This is a genomic window from Rhodoferax sp. LB1P47 (genome assembly GCF_056521445.1).
In genome coordinates this window covers 146682-166662 of the sequence record NZ_JBWMAU010000007.1, presented here as the reverse complement: position 1 = coordinate 166662, position 19981 = coordinate 146682, and the positions used below count along the sequence as shown (strand labels likewise).

Below are 19981 nucleotides of genomic sequence, written 5' to 3'. Positions count from 1 at the left end.
GCTTAGGCCGGGTACACCGCGCCCAGCACCCGTTCGCCGCGCGCACCGGTCACGCTGGCCAGATTGCCGGGTAAGCCCAGCAGGGTCTGGCGGGCCAGCCAGGCGAACGCTACCGCCTCCACCTGCAAGGGTGGCAGGCCGTGCGCCGCAGACGACTGCACTTGCACGCTGGGGAGCAGGGCTTGCAGGCGTTGCATGAGGTAGCCGTTCAAAGCGCCGCCACCGCACACAATCAGTAGCTTGCTATTATTTATATAGCTACAAACGCAGGTGGATATTGCGCTAGCGGTCAATTCGGTTAATGTGGCTTGCACGTCAGCGGGGTCCAGTCCGGCAAAGCCTTGCCGCTTGGCGGTCAACCAGGACGGATTGAACAGATCCCGGCCCGTGCTTTTGGGCGGGGCTTTGGCCAGGTAGGGCTCGTCCAGCAAAGCGGCCAGCAAGGCGATTTGTACCGTGCCGCTGGCGGCCCAGGCGCCGTCTGCGTCATACGGCGCACCGGTGTGCCATTGGCACCATTGGTCCATGAGCGCGTTGCCGGGGCCGCAATCGAAGCCGAGGATGCGCCCGTCCAGCAGGCTGAGGTTGGAGATGCCGCCAATGTTCAGCACCGCCACAGCTTCGTCTGGGCGGCCAAACACCTGGCTATGGAAGGCGGGCACCAGCGGTGCGCCCTGGCCGCCAGCGGCCACGTCGCGGCTGCGGAAGTCGGCCACCACGGTGATGCCGGTCAGCTCGGCCAGTAGCGCCGGGTTGTTCAGCTGTAACGTGTAGCCGATGCCGTCGAACTCGCCCGGGCGGTGCCGCACCGTTTGGCCGTGGGCACCGATGGCCTGGACCTGTTGGGCGCGGATGTTGGTGGTGCGCAGCAATTGCTGCACCACTTGGGCGTACAGCCTGGCCAATGCATTGGCGGACAGGGCGGCGCGGTGCAGTTCGTCTTTTCCGGACGTGTTGAGGGCCAGCAGTTCGGCTTTGTTTTCGGTGGTGAAGGGCTGCGATGCAAAGGCCAGCACCTGCATGCGGCCTTCGGTTAAATCGACCAGCACGCCGTCCACGCCGTCCAGCGAGGTGCCAGACATCAGCCCGATGAACAGGTCGCGCACCGGATTACTCGGCGCTGGCTTGCTGGATCGACGTGGCGGCTGTCAGTTGCAGGCGCATCACGGAGGAGAGTTGGTTGAAGCTGGCCTGGGCCGTGGGCGACACCGGCTGGCTGTCGTTCTGGCGGGCGATGGTCTGCGGGTCTTGGTGCACGCCGTTCACGCGGAACTCGAAATGCAGGTGCGGCCCCGTGCTCCAGCCAGTCATGCCGACGGCACCAATCCGGTCGCCTTGGCTGATGGACTGGCCGACGCGCACGTCGATTTTGCTCAGGTGGGCGTACAGCGTTTCGTTTTTGTTCTGGTGCTTGACGATGATGACGTTGCCGTAGCCGTTTTGCACCCCGGCAAACTCCACCACGCCGTCGCCCACGGTGCGTACCGGCGTGCCGATAGCACCCGCGTAGTCCACACCCAGGTGGGCGCGCCAGTTTTTCAGGATCGGGTGCATGCGCATGCTAAAGCCGCTGGTGATGCGCGAAAACTCCACCGGCGAGGCCAGGAACGAGCGGCGCAGGCTCTTGCCATCCAGCGTGTAGTAATTGCCCTTTTGACCGGGCTCGGCAAACCACATGGCTTGGTAGGTTTTGCCGTTGTTGGTGAACGCTGCGCTCAGGATGCGGCCCGTGCGGACCACCTGGCCGTCGGCCTCGGCGGTTTCATACACCACGGAGAAGTGGTCACCCTTGCGCAGTGCGCGGTGAAAGTCGATGTCGCTGGCGAAGATGTCGGCCAGTTGGGTTGCCACAGCGTCGGGGATGTTGGCTGCGTCAGTGGCGGCAAACAACGAGCTGCGGATCGTGCCACCGGCCAGACGGCTGGTGTTTTGCAATGCGGCTTCCTGGATGCGCGAGCGGAAACCCTGGGCGGTTTTCTCAATCACCAAGCGTTCATACGCGCCGTCATTGGCGGGGCTCCAGCGCACGCTCAAACTCTGCAAGGCGTGGGTATCGCTGGCCTCGGCATGCACGGTGCGGCCCGCACGGCCCAACAGGGCTTTGCTGGCCAGGGTGTCGCTGCGCAAAAACGCCACGGCGGCCGCATCGTCAATACCCAGGCGCTGCAACAAGGACTTGGCGGTGTCGCTGGAGCGGGTGGTTTCAGTGCGGAACAGGTTGAAGCTGTGGGTGTCGAGAGCTGCCGCCTGGTCTTGCAGGGCCAGGGGCTGTACGGTTTCGGTGATGTTTTGGATGGGGAGGTCAGCGGCATCCGGGCCGAGAGACGCGACGGCATATGCGCCGCCTCCGCCGCCCAGCAGCACAGCGGCCACCAGCGCGGAGAGGCGCTTGGGGTGGCGTTGCAGCATGGATAAAAGACTGTCGCTGACGGTTTTAAAGCCGTGGTTCAAAACAGGGTGTCCTAACGAATGTGGGTGCTGGGGCGCAGGAGGCGCGGCCGGTGGGTTCAGTGTGGGGAGCGGCCTATCAGGCAACGCGCCACTAAAATCAGGGGCTACAGCGAGTTCGCGAGTATAGCGATGCTCCGCGTGGGCCACAACCGAAAAAAGCACTGAAAAATCCTTATGAATCAACCTTTACCTAGCAGTCATAGTGGCTCATTCCCTGTAACAGACCGCGTGAAAGAGGCCTTGGCGGTGTCGCTGCGTGGCTGCGATGAGTTGATTCCGCAAGAAGAATGGACCCGCAAGCTGGCCCGCTCCGAGGCCACCGGCGTGCCGCTGCGCATCAAGCTGGGCCTGGACCCCACCGCACCCGACATCCACATCGGCCACACCGTGGTGCTCAACAAAATGCGCCAGTTGCAGGACCTGGGCCACACGGTGATCTTTTTGATTGGCGACTTCACCAGCCTGATCGGCGACCCGTCGGGGCGCAACAGCACCCGCCCGCCGCTCACGCCCGAACAGATCAAGGTCAACGCCGAGACTTATTACAAGCAGGCCAGCCTGGTGCTGGACCCTAGCAAGACCGAGATCCGCTACAACAGCGAATGGAGCGAGCCGCTGGGCGCGCGCGGCATGATTCAGCTGGCCTCGCGCTACACCGTGGCCCGCATGATGGAGCGCAACGACTTCCATGACCGCTTCCACGGCGGCCAATCCATCGCGGTGCACGAGTTTTTGTACCCGCTGATGCAGGGCTATGACTCGGTGGCTTTGAAAAGCGACCTGGAGCTGGGCGGCACCGACCAGAAGTTCAACCTGCTGATGGGCCGCCACCTGCAGGCCGAATACGGCCAGGAGCCGCAATGTATTTTGACCATGCCGCTGCTGGAGGGCCTGGACGGCGTGGAGAAAATGTCCAAGTCCAAAAATAACTACATCGGCATCAGCGAAGCGCCCAACAGCATGTTTGCCAAGGTGTTGAGCATTTCCGACGTGCTGATGTGGCGCTGGTACACCCTGCTGTCGTTCAAGTCCGAGGCCGAGATTGCCGCGCTCAAGGCCGAAATCGACGGTGGCCGCAACCCCAAGGATGCCAAGGTGGCGCTGGCCAAAGAGATTACCGCGCGCTTCCACAGTGCGGCCGCTGCCGATGCCGCCGAGCAAGATTTCAACAACCGCAGCAAGGGCGGCGTGCCCGACGAGATTGCCGAAATCAGCCTCAGCGGCGCGCCCTTGGGTATCGGGGCGTTGCTGAAAATGGCCGGACTGGCCGCCAGCAGCGGCGAAGGCAACCGCCTGATCGACGGTGGCGGCGTGCGGGTCGATTCCAGCGTGGTCAGCGACAAGGGCTTGAAGCTGGGCGCGGGCAGCTACGTGGTGCAGGTGGGCAAGCGCAAGTTCGCCCGGGTTACTTTGTCGTGAGGATCGCTTGAAAGTCATCCTCCAGCGCGTCGCCCAGGCCCGCGTCGAGATCGCCGGGCAGGTGGTGGGCCAGATCGGCCCTGGCCTGCTGGTACTGCTGTGTGCCGAGCATGGCGACACCGACGCGCAGGCCGACAAGCTGCTGGCCAAAATCTTGAAGCTGCGCATCTTCAGCGACGCGGCGGGCAAGATGAACCTCAGCCTGCAAGACGTGGCCGGGGGCCTGCTGGTGGTGAGCCAGTTCACCCTGGCCGCCGATGTGGCGGGCGGCAACCGGCCCAGTTTTACCGGGGCAGCCCCGCCGGACGAGGGGCGGCGGCTCTACAACTACTTCGTGGCCCAGGCCCAGTGCGCCCACAGCCCCGTGCAGACGGGGCAGTTTGGGGCGGATATGCAGGTGCATCTGGTCAACGACGGCCCGGTGACCATTCCCATCCAGCTTTAACGCAAGATTATTTCCACCCGGCGGTTGCGGGCTTCGGCCACACCGTCGGCGGTGGGCACGGCCAACTGGCGCTTGCCCCGGCCGCTGGCTTCGATCAACTCTGCGGCTACCGACTGCGGGTCTTGCAGCAGCATCTGGCGGACCTGCTCGGCGCGTTTGAGCGACAAGGCATCGTTGTCGCTATCGCTGCCTTGGGCATCGGTGTGGCCGGTGACCAGCATGTCGGCCCCGCTGCGCTGGCGGGTGGCGGCCACAATTTTGGCCAGATCGGCCAGCGATGCGGAGGTGAGCCGCGTGCCGCCGGGCTCAAAGTACACGGTGAAGTGCGCGGGCGGAGGCGGCATGGCGCTGAACAGGGCCGGGTAGGCCTGCTGCACGCGGGCCGGGTCCAGGCTGTCTAGCGTGGGGGCCTGGCCTTGCGTGGCGGTGGCGCGCTGGTAGGGCATGGCCAGGGTTTGGCTGTGCGGGCCCGACACCACCACCACCGACGACGGCGTGCCGTCGGCCTGCGGCAACAGCACCACATCGACTGAGGGCGGCGTGGCCCGGCCTGCCAGCAGCGCCATCACCAAGGCTCCGACGGTGACGATGGCCGCGCCCATCATGGCTGGCCCCCTTGCACGTGGACGATGAAGTCGGTGCCCAGCACGCCAATCACCGAGGTGGGGGTGGTGATCTTGACGGCCTCGGGGTGGCCCTTGCCGACCAAGCCGGTGACCATGCGCAGGCTGCCGCGCAACAGGCTGATGAACATATTGCCTTTTTGGGTGGTGCCGTTGAAGGCGAAGCTGGTGATGTCGAGCTGGCTGCTGGGGCCGAGCACCAGGATGCTGCCGTCGCGCATGACCACACTGGCGGCGCTGTCGGCGCCGGTGACCAACCGGTCGGCTTCGGCCACGGGGTCCCCGGGGTGGGCCGGGCGGGTGCCCTGGGCGGTGCTGACGGTGACCGTGCCTTGCACGGTTTTGAGGGTGCCTGCGCGGGCGGCATCGCTGCTTTGGGCCCAGCCTGTGGTGCAGCACAGGACCAGCGCGAGGGTGGCTACAAGATGTCGCATGGTGCTTTGAGGGTTAGTTGCCGTAGGGATTGGCGATGCCCAGCCCGGCCAGAATTTGCGTTTCCAGGGCTTCCATCGCGTCGGCATCTTCGGGGCTGGTTTCGTGGTCGTAGCCCTGGGCGTGCAGGGTGCCGTGGACCAGCAGGTGGGCGTAGTGGGCTTGCAGGGTTTTGCCGTTCTCTATCGCTTCGCGGGCCACCACCGGGGCGCACAGCACCAGGTCGGCGGTGACGACGGGCTCCTGGGTGTAGTCGAAGGTCAGCACATTGGTGGCGTAGTCTTTCTGGCGGTAGTCGCGGTTCAGGGCCTGGCCTTCGGCGGTATCGACAATGCGCACCGTGATTTCGCCGTCCAACTCCAAGGCATGGCGAATCCAGCGGTTGACGCTGTGGCGCGGCAGGGCGGCGCGGTGCAGGGCGGCATCGGCCAGATTGTCGAAAGCGCCAAATTGCAGGGAGAGCTGTAGATTTTTAAGCATATTTAAGGGCTCTAGCGCATATTCTGATTGCGCAAGTAGCTATTATTTTAGGAGCTAGCACGTTTGCGCGGCAGGGCATCGGATTTGCCCCGGGTGTCGTAGGCATCCACGATGCGGGCCACCAGGGGGTGGCGCACCACGTCGGCGCTGGTGAAGCGGCAGATGGCGATGCCCTGGGTGCGGCGCAGCACCTGTTCGGCGTCGATCAGGCCGCTCAGTTGGGTTTTGGGCAGGTCGATCTGGCTTACATCGCCGGTGATCACAGCCTTGGCGCCGAAGCCGATGCGGGTCAGAAACATCTTCATCTGCTCGGGCGTGGTGTTTTGCGCCTCGTCCAGGATCACAAACGCGTTGTTCAGCGTGCGCCCGCGCATGAAGGCCAGCGGGGCCACTTCCAGGGCGTTGCGCTCAAAGGCCTTTTGCACCTTCTCGGCCCCCATCAACTCGTACAGCGCGTCGTACAGCGGGCGCAGATACGGGTCGATCTTCTGGTTCAAATCGCCGGGCAAAAAGCCCAGCCGCTCGCCAGCCTCTACCGCCGGGCGGGTCAGCACAATGCGCTGCACGGCGCTGCGCTCCAGTGCGTCCACCGCGCAGGCCACAGCCAGGTAGGTTTTGCCAGTGCCTGCCGGGCCGATGCCGAAGGTAATGTCGTGCTGGGCGATGTTTTCCAGGTAGGTGGCCTGGTTGGGCGTGCGGGCGCGCAGGTCGGCACGGCGGGTTTGCAGGGATTGGCTGTCCACGCCTTCGCTGGTGTCGGTGGCCAGCATGAGTTGCACGGTGTCGGGGCGGATTGGGCGGGCGGCCTGCTCGTACAGGGCTTGCAACAGCTCCAGCGCCTGCTGGGCTTTGGGCTTGGGGCCGTCGATCTTGAACTGCTCGTGGCGGTGGGCGATGGTGATTTGCAACGCGGCCTCAATGGTGCGCAGGTGGCTGTCCATCGGGCCACACAGATGGTCTAGCCGGGTGTTGTTCGGGGGTGAAAAGGTGTGGCGAAGAATCATGCGCACATTGTCGCCTGTGCTCTGCTTTGAGAACGCCTAGGACTTACGCAAGGCCCCTGCTAGCCCAAAGGGCGGCGCAGGGGGCGCTGCGTAAGTCCTGACCTGATCCCAGGCCCTTGTCCTACCCGGTTGCGGCGCTTGCATTGGTAGTATGGGCGGCACTATGAGTTTGGATTCTGCCCCCCGCATTGCCCCTGGCGCGACCGCCCGGCTGCTGGGCCGCTGGGCGGCTGCCGACCTGGCCGTGCCCGCGCAATGGCGGGCGGTGCACGCGGCCTTGCAGGCGCCGCCCGCCACGGCCCACTGGGATCTGGTGGGTGTGGAGCGGCTGGACCACCTGGGCGCACAGCTGCTGTGGAACCACTGGGGCCGCCAATGGCCGGCACAGATCGACCTGCTGCCCGCACAGCGCAGCCTGCTGGAGCGGGTGGCCGGGTTCTCGCACCCCGCGCCACCGGCCGCCCGCACCAGTTGGGCGCAGTGCGTTGACGCGCTGGGCGTGTGGGTGCTGGCGGGCTTGGGGCAGGGGGTGGTGCTGTTGCGCATGGTGGGCCAGTTGGCGCTGGACCTGCTGCGCCTGGCACGCCGCCCGCAGGCCGGGCCGTGGCGGGATATTTCCGGCCATCTGTACCAAATGGGCACGATGGCTCTGCCGATCACCGCGCTGGTGGGGTTTTTGATTGGCGTGGTGCTGGCCTACCTCACGTCGCAGCAGCTGCGCCAGTTTGGGGCCGAGGCGTATATCGTTAACATCATGGGCATGTCGGTGGTGCGCGAACTGGGGCCGATGCTGGCGGCGATTTTGATTGCCGGGCGCTCCGGCTCGGCCATTACCGCGCAGATCGGCGTGATGCGCGTCACCGACGAGCTGGATGCCATGCGCGTGATGGGCATTCCACTGGGCTACCGGCTGGTGATGCCACGGGCCATTGCGCTGGCCATCGCCATGCCGCTGATCAGCGTGTGGACCTCGGTGACCGCGCTGGCCGGGGGCATGCTGGCGGCAGACCTGGCGCTGGGCATCACGCCCGCGTTCTTCCTACAGGCGCTGCCCGATGCGGTGGGCGTGGCCAATCTGGGGCTGGCGGTGTTCAAGTCGGCGGTGTTTGGCCTGCTGATTGCGCTGGTGGGCTGCCACTGCGGCCTGCGCGTCAAACCCAATACCCAGAGCCTGGGGCAGGGCACGACGGCTTCGGTGGTGGCGTCGATCACGGTGGTGATTTTGGTCGATGCGCTGTTCGCCATCCTGTTCAAGAACGTGGGCGTTTAGCATGGACGCAGACACCATCGTCGATATCCAGGGCTTGCAGACCGCGTTTGGCAGCGGCAAAAGCCGGGTGGTGATCCACCAGGACCTGGCCATGACCGTGCAGCGCGGCGAAATTGTGTCGCTGGTGGGCGGCTCGGGCACCGGCAAAACCGTGCTGCTGCGCCAGATGCTGGGGCTGGAACAGCCCGCCCAGGGCCAGGTCACGGTGCTGGGCCAGCCCGCCGCGCAGCTCAGCCGGGCCGGTGCGGCCAGCCGGGTGGGCATGCTGTTCCAGCAGGGCGCGCTGTTTTCGGCCTTTACCGTGCTGGAGAACATCGCCTTTGCGCTGCGCGAACTCAAAACCCTGCCCGAGGCACTGGTGCGCGACGCGGCCCTGGTCAAGTTGCAAATGGTCGGCCTCAGCCCGGCCGAGGCCGACAAAATGCCCGCCGATCTGTCGGGTGGCATGGTCAAACGCGTGGCCCTGGCCCGCGCCCTGGTGATGGACCCGCCGCTGCTGCTGCTGGACGAACCCACCGCCGGGCTAGACCCCAACGGTGCGGACGAATTTGTAGCCCTGCTGCGCGCCCTGCACCAGGGCCTGGGCCTGACGGTGGTGATGGTGACGCACGACCTGGACACCCTGTTTGCCCTCAGCACCCGGGTCGCCGTGCTGGCCGAAAAAAAGGTGCTGGTTACCGGCACACCCGCCGAGGTGGTGGCTTTTTCACACCCGTTTATCGAACACTTTTTTCTGGGCGAACGCGGGCGGCGTGCTTTGGCACCGCTGCCCGCCGCCCCCGTTCCCCAAGGAGATATCCCCTATGGAAAATAAATCCCACGCGCTGGCCGCAGGCGCGTTTGTGCTGGCCATGACCGCGCTGCTGGTGGCGCTGGCGGTGTGGCTCACGCGCGACGCGGGCAGCAGCCACCCGTATGAACTCACCTCGCGTGACCCGGTGACGGGCCTGCAGCCCCAGGCCGCCGTGCGCTACAAAGGCGTGGCCGTGGGCAAGGTGACCCACATCGGCTTCGACCCCGACGTGGTGGGCAATGTGCTGATCCGCATCGCCGTGGACGACACCACGCCGCTGTCGCCCACCGCCTTTGCCACCCTGAGCTACCAGGGCATCACCGGCCTGGCCTTTGTGCAGATCGACGATGCAGGCCAGCCGCAAACCCGCCTGCCCCCGGGCCGCAGCGGTGTGCCGCGCCTGCCGCTGGAGACCTCGCAACTCGGCAAGCTAACCGAGCAGGTGCCGCACATCCTGGAGCAGGTGGACCAGGCCACGCTGCGCCTGAACCAGCTGCTGAACGACGAGAACCAAAAACTGTTCACCGGCGTGCTGGTCAACGCCGACCGCGCCACCACTAGCCTGGCCCAACTCAGCGCCCGGCTGGAGCACACCGTCACCCAGCGGCTCGACCCGGCGCTGGCCCGTATCCCGGCCCTGGCCGACGACACCCACCAGGCCATGCAGGCGCTGCAAACCGCCGCCGCCACCGCCCACGGCAGCTTTGCCGCCATTGGCCAAACGGCGGCCCGCCTGAACGAAACCGGCGGCGTGGTGGACCGGCTGGCCGACGGCACGGGCGCGCTGTCCCACGCGGCCGACACCTTTGGCAGCGCCACCTTGCCGCGCATCAACCGGGTGGCCGAAGACGCGTCCCGCGCGGCCCGGCAACTGGGCCGCACCGTCAACGGCATCAGCGAGCAACCGCAGTCCTTGATTTTTGGCGGCGGGGCGGCCGTGCCCGGCCCGGGCGAAGCGGGCTTTGTGGCCCCAGCCGCGCAACCCTGAATACTGTTTACCAAGGATTTGCTATGAATAATATAGCTGAATACGCAGGTGGAATATGCGCTAGAGGCCTATTTGGCTTAATTTTTATCACCTTGACCGCCTGCTCGGCCCTGCCCGATAAACCCCTGCGTGCCACCCCGTACGACTTCGGCCCCGGCCTGGCGGCGGCCGAGGCGCCGGCCAGCCTGCCGCCGCTGGCGCTGGCCGAGGTGGACGCGCCCGGGCTGAGCGATGGCGGCACGGCCATGCTGTACCGGCTGGCCTATGCCGATGCCCAGCAACTGCGCCCCTACACCCAGGCCCGCTGGAGCGTGCCGCCCGCGCAACTGGTGGGCCAGCGGCTGCGCGATGCGCTGGGCCAGCGCCGGGCGGTGTTGAGCGCCAGCGACAGCGCAGCGCTGGCGCGTACGGCGGGGCCCGCGCCCCGGCTGCTGCGGCTGGAGTTGCAGGAATTGACCCAGGTATTCCAGTCGCCCACCGCCAGCACCGGCCTGCTGCGGCTGCGCGCCACGCTGGTGGAGCGCACGCCGCTGGGCGACACCTTACTGGCCCAGCGCTCTTTTAGCGTGCAGCGCCCGGCCCCCAGTGCCGACGCGCCCGGCGGGGTGCGGGCGCTGGCCGCCGCCACCGATGCTCTGGCGCAAGCGCTGGATGCCTGGCTGGAGACGGCGGGGCGCTGAACTCAGGCGGCGATGGCTTGCAAGGCGGTTTTTGCGGGGATGGCCTTGGCCGTGCCGAAGGCGATTTCCCCCGACAGTTGGCCGCCTTCTTCGATCACCAGCTTGCCGTAGCGCACCTTGCCGGTGACTTTGCCGGTGGCGTAGATCACCAGCTTGTCGCGCACCGTCAGGTCGCCGTCAAAGGCCCCGTGGATTTCGGCAATGTCGATTTCGGCCGATCCCTTGAAGGCCCCGGCGGCGGTGATCTGCATCAGGCGCGAATCCATCGTCGCCTCGACCGTGCCCTCGACCACCAGGGTGTCGCAGTCGGTGATCTCCACGCCCTTGAGTTTGATGTTGGGGCCGACGGTGAGCGTGCTGCCGCTGGCTTTGGCCGGGGGCTGGGTGGCCACGGTTTCGACCGGAATGTCTACGCTTGCCGCCACCACGGGGGCGGGTTTGTGCACCAAGGTTTGGGCCTGGGCCAGGTTCTGCCGCACACCAAAAACTTCGGGTTCACGCTTGCCAAAAAACGGGGCTTGTAGAGCCATGGGAGTTCCCTTCATGAAAGAAATCCATAGTAGGGGCCGAGGCCGGTTACATATCCGCGCAGGATGCAAGGGGTGTAACAAAATGGCAGCGAATCCATTGGCTGGATTCGCGCACATTGCGCACGAATGGCCGCATAGGCTCCTCATGGACAATGGCGTTTTCTCTCCAGGAACCCCATGATCGGACGACTCCAAGGCCTGCTGGCCGCCAAAAACCCGCCCCAGGTGCTGATCGACTGCCACGGCGTGGGCTACGACGTGGACGTGCCGATGAGCACCTTCTACAACCTGCCCGGCCTGGGTGAACAGGTCACGTTGCTGACCCACTTTGTGGTGCGCGAAGACGCGCAAATCTTGTATGGCTTTGCCACGCCGGGCGAGCGCGATGCCTTTCGCCAGCTCATCAAGATCAGCGGCGTGGGCCCACGCACCGCCTTGAGCGTGCTGTCCGGCATGGGAGTGGACGACCTGGCCCAGGCTGTGACGCTGCAAGAGGTGGGGCGCATCCGCAAAGTGCCGGGCATTGGCCCCAAAACCGCCGAGCGCCTGCTGCTGGAGCTGAAGGGCAAGCTGGGTGCCGACATCGGGCTGCGAACGGGTGCCACCAGCGATGCCCAGGTGGACATCTTGCAGGCCCTGGTGGCTTTGGGTTATAGCGACAAGGAGGCGGCGCTGGCGCTGAAAGCCTTGCCCGCAGGCGTGGGCGTGAGCGAGGGCATCAAGCTAGCCCTGAAAGCATTAGGCAAATAGTATCCATTTGATAGCTGTTAGTGCAGGCAGTACCTGCGCTGGAGGCCAATTTGTCTCTTATTGTGCGTCTCTGACGACTCGGCCATTCAAGGGCTGCACGGGCCGTGCATTCAGCGGAAACAGCTGGCTAAACAGGCGCAACTGCTCGGGGCTGATCTGCACCGGCTGCTTCAGCACCATCCACAGCACGTTTTCGCTACACGGCGGCGTGGTCAGCGAGCCCATGAACTGGTAGTAGCGCTGGTCTTGCGGCAGCAGCTCGTTCAGATCCAGCAGACCGGCGGGCATGCGCACCCGGTCACCGGTGTCTAGCGGCATGTAGGTCCATACCTTGTTGATCAGCGCATTGCCTTGGCCGGGGTCGAGCAGCACCGCCAGCACGGCCAGTTGGCCGTCGATGTTGCGGTGTACCAGGTGCGCCACCATGCCGTAGGTGCGGTCGTTTATGCGCTCCTCGCTGGGGTGGTGGAAGTGGAATTGCAGCAGTTTGTAGGTGGAGCCGCGCACGGTCAGGGTGTTGTCGCCCACCACATCCACCTGGATGGTGTGGCCGTTGTTGACCACCATGGCGCTGCTGGGTTGGTAGCGTATTTGCAGCGGTTCGGCCGGGCCTTGCAGGGTGTTGCCGTCCTGGATGGCGATGGGCGACTGGCGCTGGCCCAGCGCACACAGGTTGAATTCGGGTTTTAACTGCGACCAGGCCTGGGGGCCGTTGCTGCCCGCGTAGTCCCAGTGCACTTCGCTACCGCCGTAGCCCATGCTCCGAGCGTTTGGTGTGGCGGCGTGTCCGGCAGCGACAGCGCGGGCGGCGGTTTTGGCATCGACCGGATTGAACAGGCCGTTGGCCTTGGCATGGGCGGCAGCGATGTCGGGCGGGGCAGAGGGGGTACCGCGCGTACTGCGGGGGGCTGCCTTTTTGGGCTCGGCCTCAATCGTGATGGTCATATTGGCCGGTTCGGCCGTCTTGCCTTTTTTGGGCTTTTTACCTTCGTTGGCGTTGGTTTGCTCAATCGCTTCGCGTACTTGGGCGGCCATCGCGTCCTTGGTGCTGCTGGTGCGCGGCTCGGGCTTGGCGGGCAGGGTGATCTTGCCGGGCGCTGCTTGCTTTTCTGCTGGCGCATCGCTGGCCCATGACCCACCCACCAAGCCCGCGCAGAGCAGCAGGCTCAAGGCCTTGCTGCGCATGCCTCTGGGCGGCAGGCTGCGCTGTGATAAAGGCTGGCGGTGCGGCATGGGGACTCCTGGGTGTCAAAAATGGGGTGCTTGCACTATAGCCAGATATGGCAGGGTGTTTCAAGGTGTTTCAGGAAGGCCGCGCTATAGTGGCCCACTCCTTTTTTGAACTGCCTGCCCGTGTCCATCCAGACTGACGATTTCGCTGCGCCGCCCCCCAAGCGCATGGTTTCCGCCGCCCCTACCTCGCCGCAAGAGGAGGCGATAGAACGGGCACTGCGCCCCAAGCTGTTTGACGACTACGTGGGCCAGACCAAGGCCCGTGAGCAGCTGGAAATCTTCATCGGCGCGGCCACCAAGCGCGGCGAGGCGCTGGACCACGTGCTGTTGTTCGGCCCGCCCGGCCTGGGCAAAACCACGCTGAGCCACATCATTGCCCACGAGCTCGGCGTGAACCTGCGCCAGACCAGCGGCCCGGTGCTGGAAAAGCCCAAGGACCTGGCCGCGCTGCTGACCAATCTGGAAAAAAACGACGTTCTCTTCATCGACGAAATCCACCGCCTCAGCCCGGTGGTGGAAGAAATTCTGTACCCCGCGCTGGAGGACTACCAGATCGACATCATGATCGGCGAAGGCCCGGCAGCCCGCAGCATCAAGCTCGATTTGCAACCCTTCACCCTGGTGGGCGCCACCACCCGCGCGGGCATGTTGACCAACCCGCTGCGCGACCGCTTCGGCATCGTGGCGCGGCTAGAGTTCTACACGCCCGAGGAGCTGGCCCGCATCGTCAAGCGCAGCGCTGGGTTGTTGAATGCCCCGATGGATGCCGACGGCGGCTTCGAGATTGCCCGCCGGTCGCGCGGCACGCCGCGTATCGCCAACCGCCTGCTGCGCCGGGTGCGCGACTACGCCGACGTGAAGGGCAACGGCACCATCACGCTGGACATCGCGAATCGCGCCCTGGCCATGCTGGACGTGGACCCGCAAGGTTTCGACCTGATGGACCGCAAACTGCTGGAAGCCGTGATCCACCGCTTCGACGGCGGCCCGGTGGGGCTGGACAACATCGCCGCCAGCATCGGCGAGGAGCGCGACACGATCGAGGATGTGATCGAGCCGTATCTCATCCAGCAAGGCTTTTTGCAGCGCACCAACCGGGGCCGTATTGCCACCCTGGCCGCCTACCGGCACCTGGGGGTCACCCCGCCGCAGACCGAGGGGGGCTTGTTTTCCGTGGATTAAATTGCCATCTAACGCATATTCCATATGCGCTAGTAGCTATTAAATTTATAGTGCTATGCCGTGTTCTCGTCCAACGCGCCTTGCTGCTCTAGATGGAAAGTATCGGCCCAGCCCACCAGGGTGAAGCCCTCGGGGGTCCACAGCAGGCGGTTGATGGCGGCGTTGCCCAGGGTCCAGGTGCGCGGGGCTTGCAGGCCCTGGCCGGTGGCGGCGCGGTACAGCACGTCCATCACGCCGCCGTGGGCCACTACGGCGATTTGCTCGCCGGGGTGGCGGGCCGCCAGGGCTTGCACGCAGCCGACCACGCGGTCGCGGAAGTCGTTCAGGCACTCACCGCCCTCGGGGGCAAATGCGGGGTCGCGCTTGCGCCAGCGCAGGGCTTGCTCGGGCAGCTCGGCCTCGATCTCTTTGAAAGTGCGGCCCTGGAATAGGCCAAAGCCGCGTTCGCGCAGGCCTTCATCGGTGGTGATGTTGAGCCCCACCGCCCCGGCCACCGACAGCGCGGTCTCATAGGCCCGCCACAGGTCGCTGGCATAGACAGTGCTGATGGGTTCGCCGGTCAGCGCCTGCCCGAGCTGCTGGGCCTGCCAGCGGCCGGTGGCGTTCAGGGGGATGTCGAGCTGGCCCTGGATGCGGGTGTCCACGTTCCAGGCGGTTTCGCCGTGGCGGATGGCGATGATACGGGTGGCTTCCATCTTTTAAGGGGCTTTCACGGGTGGTGCGGTGTCCACGGTTATGCGTTGCAGCCCCGCCGGCGGGTTCGGAAAGCCGTGCAGCGCGGCCGTCACCATCGCCGGGAGCCGGTCGTTGGCTATGGGCCAGCGGCTGTCCATGCTGGCCTGGGTTTCATACACCACCTGGCCGGTGCCGAGGTCGCGCAGCACCAAGCTCAGTACGCGCTGGTAGCTGCGGGTTTCCATGGGCATGGGTGGGAAAAATGGGCCACGCATGCCCTTACCACCGATCCACGGGCCACGTGGTCCCCAGGGGCCGTAGGGCGGGTTCCACGTGCTTTCGGTCAGCATTTGGGTGCTGAGTTGCAGGCTGAACTGGGCGGCGGGCGCATCCAGCACCAGCCCGGCCTGGGCCAGCGCGGGCAGGGCCAGTTGCTCCAGCGTGGTCTGCTGGGTGGCATCGGTTTGCTGCGACAGCAGCCGCTCGAAGCGGAAGGGCAGGGGGCGGGGCACGGCGCGGGTCCAGCTGGCAAAGCTTTGTACGTCGTTGTCCACCCGGGTGGCGGTGGCGCAGCCGGTGAGCAGCACGGCCATACCAAGGGTGAGGCCGAGGGTGAGGGTGCGCCAGAGTTTCATAGATGTACTACCTGTAGTCCGGGCAAACCGGCGGGGGGAAAGCTGGGGGCATCAAAGGCTTGGTCGCCGTCTTCACTGGGCACGCCGGTGGTTTGCAGGCCTTCAAAGTCGTAGCGTTTGCGGTCCATCAGGTGGGAGGGCACCACGTTTTGCAGGGCGCTGAACATGCTCTCGATGCGGCCGGGGTGCTTCTTTTCCCACTCTTGCAGCATCTGGGCGATCTGCTTGCGTTGCAGGTTCTCCTGGCTACCGCACAGGGTGCAGGGGATGATGGGGAACTGCTTGTGCGCGGCCCAGCGGGTCAGGTCTTTTTCGGTCACATAGGCCAGCGGGCGGATGACGATGTGGCGGCCGTCGTCGCTGACCAGCTTGGGCGGCATGCTCTTCAACTTGCCGCCGAAAAACATGTTCAAAAAGAAGGTTTGCAGCATGTCGTCGCGGTGGTGGCCCAGCGCAATCTTGGTCGCGCCCAGCTCGTCGGCCACGCGGTACAAGATGCCCCGGCGCAGGCGGCTGCACAGGCCGCAGGTGGTTTTGCCCTCGGGAATCACGCGCTTGACGATGCTGTAGGTGTCCTGGTTCTCGATGTGGAAGGGCACGCCCAGGGCCGTCAAATATGTGGGCAGCACATCGGCGGGAAAGCCGGGCTGCTTCTGGTCCAGGTTGACGGCGATGATGTCAAAGTGGATGGGGGCTCTAGCCTTGAGCTTGAGCAAAATGTCCAGCATGGCGTAGCTGTCTTTGCCGCCGCTCACGCAGACCATCACTTTGTCGCCTTCTTCCACCATGTTGTAGTCCACGATGGCTTTGCCCATCTCGCGGCACAGGCGTTTTTCTAATTTATGCGTTTCCCGCTCGATCTTGAAGTCGGGGGCGGCAGGGGAAATAGGGGCGACAAGCTCGTCGGGGGTCCAGGTGGCGCTCATGGGGGCAATCGGTTCTGAAAGATGCCGATTATCCCGTGCTGCGCCGGTTGCGCTATTTCAGCGGGCTTTGCTGGTGGTGGTTTTGGGCTCCATCGCGCGCTGTACCGTGCCGTTGGCCTTGAGCACTTTGAAGGCGGCCTGGGTGCGGTCCACCAGCGCGGTGGGGGTGGCGAGGCTATAGGCCATGTAGACACCGATGGTCAGACTGTCTAGCGGCAAGACTTTTTCCAGCTTGGCGCAGTCAAAGTGGGTGGTGCGGCACTGGGCCTCGGCCCCCGATTCGCTCAGCGGCACCATCTCTACCTTGCGGTGGACCAGTTGGTTAAAGTTTTCTGCCGCTTGGGCCGACACCACCAGGCGGGAAAATCCCAGCTGCTGTAAGTACTGGTGGCGCAGGTCGTCGCGCATCACGCCGATGGTGTGGTTGCGCGCAGCATCCAGATTGGGGGGGCGGATATCGGCACGTGCGCGCAGCTTGTACAGGTAGTAGCGGATCTGCATGAGTTCGCCCACCCACTGGAACTTGGCTTCCCGTTCGGTGGTGCGGGCGATCAGGTAAATCAGCACGTTGGGCTCGGTCAGGGCCATGTCGTAGGCACGGGCCCAGGGGTACAGGTTCAGGCTGTAGTCCTTGATGTCGGCCAGCTGCAAGGTTTTTTCCATCACCTCGGTGGCCGGACCGGCAATTTTTCCGTCTTGCAGGTAGACGAAGGGCGTGGTTTCGGTCACCACCTGTAGCGGCTGTGCCCATAGGCTGAGGGGGCTTAAAACGGACCATGCAAAAAGGCCTGTGCGCCATGCTGTGTTCATCTTGTGTTCCTTTATACCTCTGGCTGGCCGTGTACCACCACCCGGTTGCGGCCCCGGCTTTTGGCCTGGTAGAGGGCTTTGTCGGCCTGCTCGAACAGCGTATCGAATTTATCGACCTGCTGGGGGTCCAACTGGGCCAGCCCGATGCTGATGGTCACCACAGGGGCAGCCTCTGAGTTGCGGTGGGCAATCCCCAGGTCGGCGACCACGCGCAGTAGCTGGGCGGCTAGCAAAATGCCGTGGGATGCGTCGGTGGCGGGCAGCAGCATGGCAAATTCTTCCCCCCCGATGCGGGCCACCAGATCCCCTGCGCGGGCGCTGCTGGCACCCAGGGCGGCGGCCACGGCCCGCAGGCACTGGTCGCCGGTGGCGTGGCCGTAGGTGTCGTTGTAGCTTTTAAAGGAGTCGATGTCGCAGACCAGCAGTGTCAGCGGGTGGCCGGTGCGCAGGGCGCGGCGGAACTCAATTTCCTTCATTTCATCGAACTGGCGGCGGTTGGCCAGCCCGGTCAGCGGGTCGGTGCGGGCCAGGCCATCGAGCCGGGTGTTGGTGTCTTCCAGGCGGCTATTGGCCATCTCCAGGGCAGCGGTGCGGTCCCGCACCAGCTCGGTCAAGTTGTCGCGGTGGGCCCGCAGTTCTATTTCGTCGCGCTGGCGCTGCTCCAGGTATTCGAATAGTTTGGTTTGCAATTGGTTGACCCCGCCCACGAGCTGGGACAGTTCATCTTGGCGTGTGGATGGGCGGTCCAGCGTCAGCAACTGGCGCAGATTGGCCGGGCTGAGTTGGCCCATGTGCTGGGCGATACGCCGGACGTGAACCGTCACCAGCCGGTTGAACAGCAGCATGATCAGGCTGGCCAGCAGCAAGGACTGGGCGATCTGAGTCACCACAATTTCTGCGATTTCAGCGCGCAACCAGGCCCACAGTACCCGCTCATCGCCATACAGCGCCAGGCTGCCCACGCCCTCGGTGTTGCCGGTAAAAGCCTCGTAGTGCAATACGGTGTGCAGTTCTGGTGCGCGGGGCGATTCCAGCCAGCCGTCGCGCTTGCGGCGCAGTACTTCGGGCGCGCGGTTGGCCGACTCCAGGCTCAAAACCACCTGCCCCACTGAGTCCACGTTGGACATGCTGCTGATGTGGGTTTGCAGGGCATCGCGGTCCATTTCCCAAATCGATTTGGAGAGCGTGCGCTGGTAGACCTGGGCGATCAGCGCCATCTCGCCCGACATGCGGGCGACGTTGTTTTGCCATGCCGACCAGGTGCGCACGGTCGCAACCGCCAGAGTGAATAGCAGGCAAAAAAACAGGGTGGCCAGCACCATCCTGCTGCCCAGCGATGTGGACGTGGCAGTGGCGGTGGGCGGGGCGGCGGCAGGGGTTACAGCCATTTTTTATGCAGGGCATCAAGCGTGCCGTTTTTTTTGATGGTTTCTAGGCCCTTGCGGAAGCGCTCGACCAGCGCGTCAGGGGTTTTTAGGCCAAAAGCCATGTAGTTGCCGCTGCTGCTGAGCTCCGGAATGTGCAGGGATTTTTGCAAGACAAGGTGGGGATCGTCGCCCGCGTGGCGCGCAATGTAGCTCGCTCCCAGCTCATTGACGACCCACAGATCCACCCGGCCTAATTTGAGTTTTTCGTAGTTCAACCCATATTTGGCGCTGGATTGTAGGTTGCGGCCGATCTCGAAACCTTGTGTAAGCAAGAACTGCTCGCCAATGGCCTGGTTGACTGTGCCGATTTGCAGCTCTTTGGCGGCTTCCAGGCTGTCTAGCCGAAGATTGCGGCTTTTTAGTGAAAACAGGTAGTAGTCACTGGGGGCGATGATACCCACCCACTTAAACAGCTTTTCGCGTTCTTTGGAGCGGTTGATGGAATAAATCAACACGCGGGCATTGTTTTGTGCGGTCTCGTAGGCCCGTGCCCAGGGCAGGGATTGGAAATGGCCTTCGATCTGGATCTCTTTCAAGACCGCCTGCACCACGTCGGTCCCCAGACCGGTGATCTTGCCGTGCTCGGTGTAGTTATAGGGCGGATATTCCTCGGTTACCACCTGGATGGTTTCGCCCGCCAGGCCCGGAAAACCCCATGTCCACAGCCCCACAAGCAAGGCGTTGCGGCGGGCGGTGGCTGGGGTGTTTGAAAAAAGCATGCAAATCTCCAGGGCGGTCCATTCAGTTCATGGCGCTATGGTTGTGTGCAGCAACAACCCGTGCAGTTTTGTCACGTGGCGCGGACGCAGCACCGATCTTATGGCAACTGCGGCGGTGTTTGGCTTCGTTTTGGATTTACCACTGCCCGGCTTCCACCCGTATGGCGACTTCGCAGTCGTCAAAAATCTCTAGCTTGGCGATTTTGACGCGCACGCCCAGCACGCCGGGCAACTGCATCAGCCGCATGGCCAGCTTGCCGATCAGGCTCTCCAGCAGATTCACGTGCTCGGCGGTGCAGTCGTCGATGATGATCTGGCGCACCCGGCGGTAGTCGAGCACGTGGTGGATGTCGTCGTCGCTGGGTTGCAGCGGCTGCGGGCCCAGGTTCAGCTCAGCATCCACCAGGATGGGCTGAGGCGCGATTTTTTCGGACTCCAGAATCCCCAGGTTGGCGTTGAAGCGCAGGCCGGTGAGTTGCAGGGTTTGGTTGCCGGTGGTGTGGGACATG

General features: G+C 64.5%; 23 protein-coding genes. 8 read left to right on the top strand and 15 right to left on the bottom strand.

Translation table 11 applies throughout. The annotated features are described in order from the left end of the window. Window positions 1–2: 2 nt before the first annotated feature. Together AC0969_RS10615 and AC0969_RS10610 are read right to left on the bottom strand one after the other, a co-directional pair. Window positions 3–1106 (bottom strand): anhydro-N-acetylmuramic acid kinase, encoded by a 1104-nt coding sequence (locus AC0969_RS10615; RefSeq protein WP_479624116.1) that lies wholly within the window; start codon window positions 1104–1106, stop codon window positions 3–5. A gap of 4 nt (window positions 1107–1110) precedes the next feature. Beyond that, window positions 1111–2451: a peptidoglycan DD-metalloendopeptidase family protein gene (locus AC0969_RS10610; RefSeq protein ID WP_479624115.1), complete on the bottom strand. Its 1341-nt coding sequence runs from the start codon at window positions 2449–2451 to the stop codon at window positions 1111–1113. Between the two features lie 174 nt (window positions 2452–2625). On the opposite strand from AC0969_RS10610, the gene tyrS reads away from it, so the two are divergent. Next, on the top strand, window positions 2626–3870 hold the full coding sequence (gene tyrS, locus AC0969_RS10605; RefSeq protein WP_479624114.1) for a tyrosine--tRNA ligase: 1245 nt from the start codon (window positions 2626–2628) through the stop codon (window positions 3868–3870). A 7-nt stretch (window positions 3871–3877) separates the two neighbouring features. After that, window positions 3878–4315, top strand: a complete 438-nt coding sequence (gene dtd / locus AC0969_RS10600; RefSeq protein WP_479624113.1) for a D-aminoacyl-tRNA deacylase — start codon at window positions 3878–3880, stop codon at window positions 4313–4315. On the opposite strand, the gene AC0969_RS10595 is transcribed toward dtd, so the two are convergent. Genes AC0969_RS10595 through AC0969_RS10580 form a run of 4 tightly spaced genes read right to left on the bottom strand, consistent with a single transcriptional unit; the run spans window position 4312 to window position 6854 of the window. Beyond that, the gene (locus tag AC0969_RS10595) at window positions 4312–4920 is read right to left on the bottom strand and encodes an OmpA family protein (protein ID WP_479624112.1); all 609 of its coding nucleotides are present in this window, start codon (window positions 4918–4920) and stop codon (window positions 4312–4314) included. The two genes, dtd and AC0969_RS10595, sit on opposite strands and share 4 nt — an antisense overlap. Next, window positions 4917–5372 (bottom strand): FecR family protein, encoded by a 456-nt coding sequence (locus tag AC0969_RS10590; RefSeq protein WP_479624111.1) that lies wholly within the window; start codon window positions 5370–5372, stop codon window positions 4917–4919. Before AC0969_RS10590 ends, AC0969_RS10595 begins: the two co-directional genes overlap by 4 nt. 13 nt (window positions 5373–5385) lie before the next feature. After that, on the bottom strand, window positions 5386–5850 hold the full coding sequence (ybeY, locus tag AC0969_RS10585) for an rRNA maturation RNase YbeY (RefSeq protein ID WP_479624110.1): 465 nt from the start codon (window positions 5848–5850) through the stop codon (window positions 5386–5388). A 47-nt stretch (window positions 5851–5897) separates the two neighbouring features. Further along, entirely contained in the window at window positions 5898–6854 is a 957-nt protein-coding gene (locus AC0969_RS10580; protein ID WP_479624109.1) for a PhoH family protein, read from the bottom strand. A 163-nt stretch (window positions 6855–7017) separates the two neighbouring features. Here AC0969_RS10580 and AC0969_RS10575 point away from each other — a divergent pair, with 163 nt between their 5' ends. The 4 genes from AC0969_RS10575 to AC0969_RS10560 are packed head-to-tail and all read left to right on the top strand — an operon-like array spanning window position 7018 to window position 10585. Next, window positions 7018–8124 (top strand): MlaE family ABC transporter permease, encoded by a 1107-nt coding sequence (locus AC0969_RS10575; protein WP_479624108.1) that lies wholly within the window; start codon window positions 7018–7020, stop codon window positions 8122–8124. A gap of 1 nt (window position 8125) precedes the next feature. Next, entirely contained in the window at window positions 8126–8938 is an 813-nt protein-coding gene (locus tag AC0969_RS10570; RefSeq protein ID WP_479624107.1) for an ABC transporter ATP-binding protein, read from the top strand. Continuing rightward, window positions 8928–9905, top strand: coding sequence for an MlaD family protein (locus tag AC0969_RS10565; protein WP_479624106.1), 978 nt, complete (start codon window positions 8928–8930; stop codon window positions 9903–9905). The genes AC0969_RS10570 and AC0969_RS10565 overlap by 11 nt, the downstream gene beginning before the upstream one ends. A gap of 23 nt (window positions 9906–9928) precedes the next feature. Beyond that, window positions 9929–10585 carry an ABC-type transport auxiliary lipoprotein family protein gene (locus tag AC0969_RS10560; protein ID WP_479624105.1) on the top strand — a complete coding sequence of 219 codons (657 nt, stop codon included), beginning with the start codon at window positions 9929–9931 and terminating at the stop codon, window positions 10583–10585. A gap of 2 nt (window positions 10586–10587) precedes the next feature. On the opposite strand, the gene AC0969_RS10555 is transcribed toward AC0969_RS10560, so the two are convergent. Further along, the gene (locus AC0969_RS10555; RefSeq protein ID WP_479624104.1) at window positions 10588–11115 is read right to left on the bottom strand and encodes a bactofilin family protein; all 528 of its coding nucleotides are present in this window, start codon (window positions 11113–11115) and stop codon (window positions 10588–10590) included. Window positions 11116–11292: 177 nt separating this feature from the next. Between AC0969_RS10555 and ruvA the strand changes: the two genes are divergently transcribed. Further along, window positions 11293–11865: a Holliday junction branch migration protein RuvA gene (gene ruvA, locus AC0969_RS10550; protein WP_479624103.1), complete on the top strand. Its 573-nt coding sequence runs from the start codon at window positions 11293–11295 to the stop codon at window positions 11863–11865. Window positions 11866–11922: 57 nt separating this feature from the next. Here ruvA and AC0969_RS10545 read toward each other — a convergent pair whose 3' ends face one another. Then, on the bottom strand, window positions 11923–13098 hold the full coding sequence (locus AC0969_RS10545; protein ID WP_479624102.1) for a carbonic anhydrase: 1176 nt from the start codon (window positions 13096–13098) through the stop codon (window positions 11923–11925). Between the two features lie 120 nt (window positions 13099–13218). Between AC0969_RS10545 and ruvB the strand changes: the two genes are divergently transcribed. Further along, window positions 13219–14280 carry a Holliday junction branch migration DNA helicase RuvB gene (gene ruvB / locus AC0969_RS10540; RefSeq protein WP_315246398.1) on the top strand — a complete coding sequence of 354 codons (1062 nt, stop codon included), beginning with the start codon at window positions 13219–13221 and terminating at the stop codon, window positions 14278–14280. 53 nt (window positions 14281–14333) lie between these two features. On the opposite strand, the gene AC0969_RS10535 is transcribed toward ruvB, so the two are convergent. From AC0969_RS10535 to AC0969_RS10505, 7 genes are all read right to left on the bottom strand, one after another. Continuing rightward, window positions 14334–14975 (bottom strand): histidine phosphatase family protein, encoded by a 642-nt coding sequence (locus AC0969_RS10535; RefSeq protein WP_479624101.1) that lies wholly within the window; start codon window positions 14973–14975, stop codon window positions 14334–14336. A gap of 3 nt (window positions 14976–14978) precedes the next feature. Beyond that, window positions 14979–15590 (bottom strand): DUF4136 domain-containing protein, encoded by a 612-nt coding sequence (locus AC0969_RS10530; RefSeq protein WP_479624100.1) that lies wholly within the window; start codon window positions 15588–15590, stop codon window positions 14979–14981. Continuing rightward, window positions 15587–16516, bottom strand: coding sequence for a tRNA 2-thiocytidine(32) synthetase TtcA (ttcA, locus tag AC0969_RS10525; RefSeq protein ID WP_479624099.1), 930 nt, complete (start codon window positions 16514–16516; stop codon window positions 15587–15589). The genes AC0969_RS10530 and ttcA overlap by 4 nt, the downstream gene beginning before the upstream one ends. A 57-nt stretch (window positions 16517–16573) precedes the next feature. After that, a complete protein-coding gene (locus AC0969_RS10520) occupies window positions 16574–17326 on the bottom strand; it encodes a substrate-binding periplasmic protein (RefSeq protein ID WP_479624098.1) in 753 nt (250 codons plus the stop codon). 11 nt (window positions 17327–17337) lie between these two features. Next, a complete protein-coding gene (locus AC0969_RS10515; protein WP_479624097.1) occupies window positions 17338–18714 on the bottom strand; it encodes a GGDEF domain-containing protein in 1377 nt (458 codons plus the stop codon). Beyond that, on the bottom strand, window positions 18705–19472 hold the full coding sequence (locus tag AC0969_RS10510) for a substrate-binding periplasmic protein (RefSeq protein WP_479624096.1): 768 nt from the start codon (window positions 19470–19472) through the stop codon (window positions 18705–18707). Before AC0969_RS10510 ends, AC0969_RS10515 begins: the two co-directional genes overlap by 10 nt. A 136-nt stretch (window positions 19473–19608) precedes the next feature. Then, window positions 19609–19980, bottom strand: coding sequence for a dihydroneopterin aldolase (locus AC0969_RS10505; protein WP_479624095.1), 372 nt, complete (start codon window positions 19978–19980; stop codon window positions 19609–19611). Between the last annotated feature and the right edge of the window lies 1 nt (window position 19981).

What these genes read in the sequence shown, in the direction of transcription:
- AC0969_RS10565 (WP_479624106.1), top strand. Translation starts at nt 8,928, where the DNA reads ATGGAAAATAAATCCCACGCGCTGGCCGCAGGCGCGTTTGTGCTGGCC.
- AC0969_RS10555 (WP_479624104.1), bottom strand. Translation starts at nt 11,115, where the DNA reads ATGGCTCTACAAGCCCCGTTTTTTGGCAAGCGTGAACCCGAAGTTTTT.
- ybeY (WP_479624110.1), bottom strand. Translation starts at nt 5,850, where the DNA reads ATGCTTAAAAATCTACAGCTCTCCCTGCAATTTGGCGCTTTCGACAAT.
- AC0969_RS10535 (WP_479624101.1), bottom strand. Translation starts at nt 14,975, where the DNA reads ATGGAAGCCACCCGTATCATCGCCATCCGCCACGGCGAAACCGCCTGG.
- ttcA (WP_479624099.1), bottom strand. Translation starts at nt 16,516, where the DNA reads ATGAGCGCCACCTGGACCCCCGACGAGCTTGTCGCCCCTATTTCCCCT.
- AC0969_RS10510 (WP_479624096.1), bottom strand. Translation starts at nt 19,472, where the DNA reads ATGCTTTTTTCAAACACCCCAGCCACCGCCCGCCGCAACGCCTTGCTT.
- AC0969_RS10580 (WP_479624109.1), bottom strand. Translation starts at nt 6,854, where the DNA reads ATGATTCTTCGCCACACCTTTTCACCCCCGAACAACACCCGGCTAGAC.
- AC0969_RS10505 (WP_479624095.1), bottom strand. Translation starts at nt 19,980, where the DNA reads ATGTCCCACACCACCGGCAACCAAACCCTGCAACTCACCGGCCTGCGC.
- AC0969_RS10530 (WP_479624100.1), bottom strand. Translation starts at nt 15,590, where the DNA reads ATGAAACTCTGGCGCACCCTCACCCTCGGCCTCACCCTTGGTATGGCC.
- ruvA (WP_479624103.1), top strand. Translation starts at nt 11,293, where the DNA reads ATGATCGGACGACTCCAAGGCCTGCTGGCCGCCAAAAACCCGCCCCAG.
- AC0969_RS10545 (WP_479624102.1), bottom strand. Translation starts at nt 13,098, where the DNA reads ATGCCGCACCGCCAGCCTTTATCACAGCGCAGCCTGCCGCCCAGAGGC.
- AC0969_RS10595 (WP_479624112.1), bottom strand. Translation starts at nt 4,920, where the DNA reads ATGATGGGCGCGGCCATCGTCACCGTCGGAGCCTTGGTGATGGCGCTG.
- AC0969_RS10520 (WP_479624098.1), bottom strand. Translation starts at nt 17,326, where the DNA reads ATGAACACAGCATGGCGCACAGGCCTTTTTGCATGGTCCGTTTTAAGC.
- tyrS (WP_479624114.1), top strand. Translation starts at nt 2,626, where the DNA reads ATGAATCAACCTTTACCTAGCAGTCATAGTGGCTCATTCCCTGTAACA.
- AC0969_RS10575 (WP_479624108.1), top strand. Translation starts at nt 7,018, where the DNA reads ATGAGTTTGGATTCTGCCCCCCGCATTGCCCCTGGCGCGACCGCCCGG.
- AC0969_RS10570 (WP_479624107.1), top strand. Translation starts at nt 8,126, where the DNA reads ATGGACGCAGACACCATCGTCGATATCCAGGGCTTGCAGACCGCGTTT.
- AC0969_RS10560 (WP_479624105.1), top strand. Translation starts at nt 9,929, where the DNA reads ATGAATAATATAGCTGAATACGCAGGTGGAATATGCGCTAGAGGCCTA.
- AC0969_RS10590 (WP_479624111.1), bottom strand. Translation starts at nt 5,372, where the DNA reads ATGCGACATCTTGTAGCCACCCTCGCGCTGGTCCTGTGCTGCACCACA.
- AC0969_RS10515 (WP_479624097.1), bottom strand. Translation starts at nt 18,714, where the DNA reads ATGGCTGTAACCCCTGCCGCCGCCCCGCCCACCGCCACTGCCACGTCC.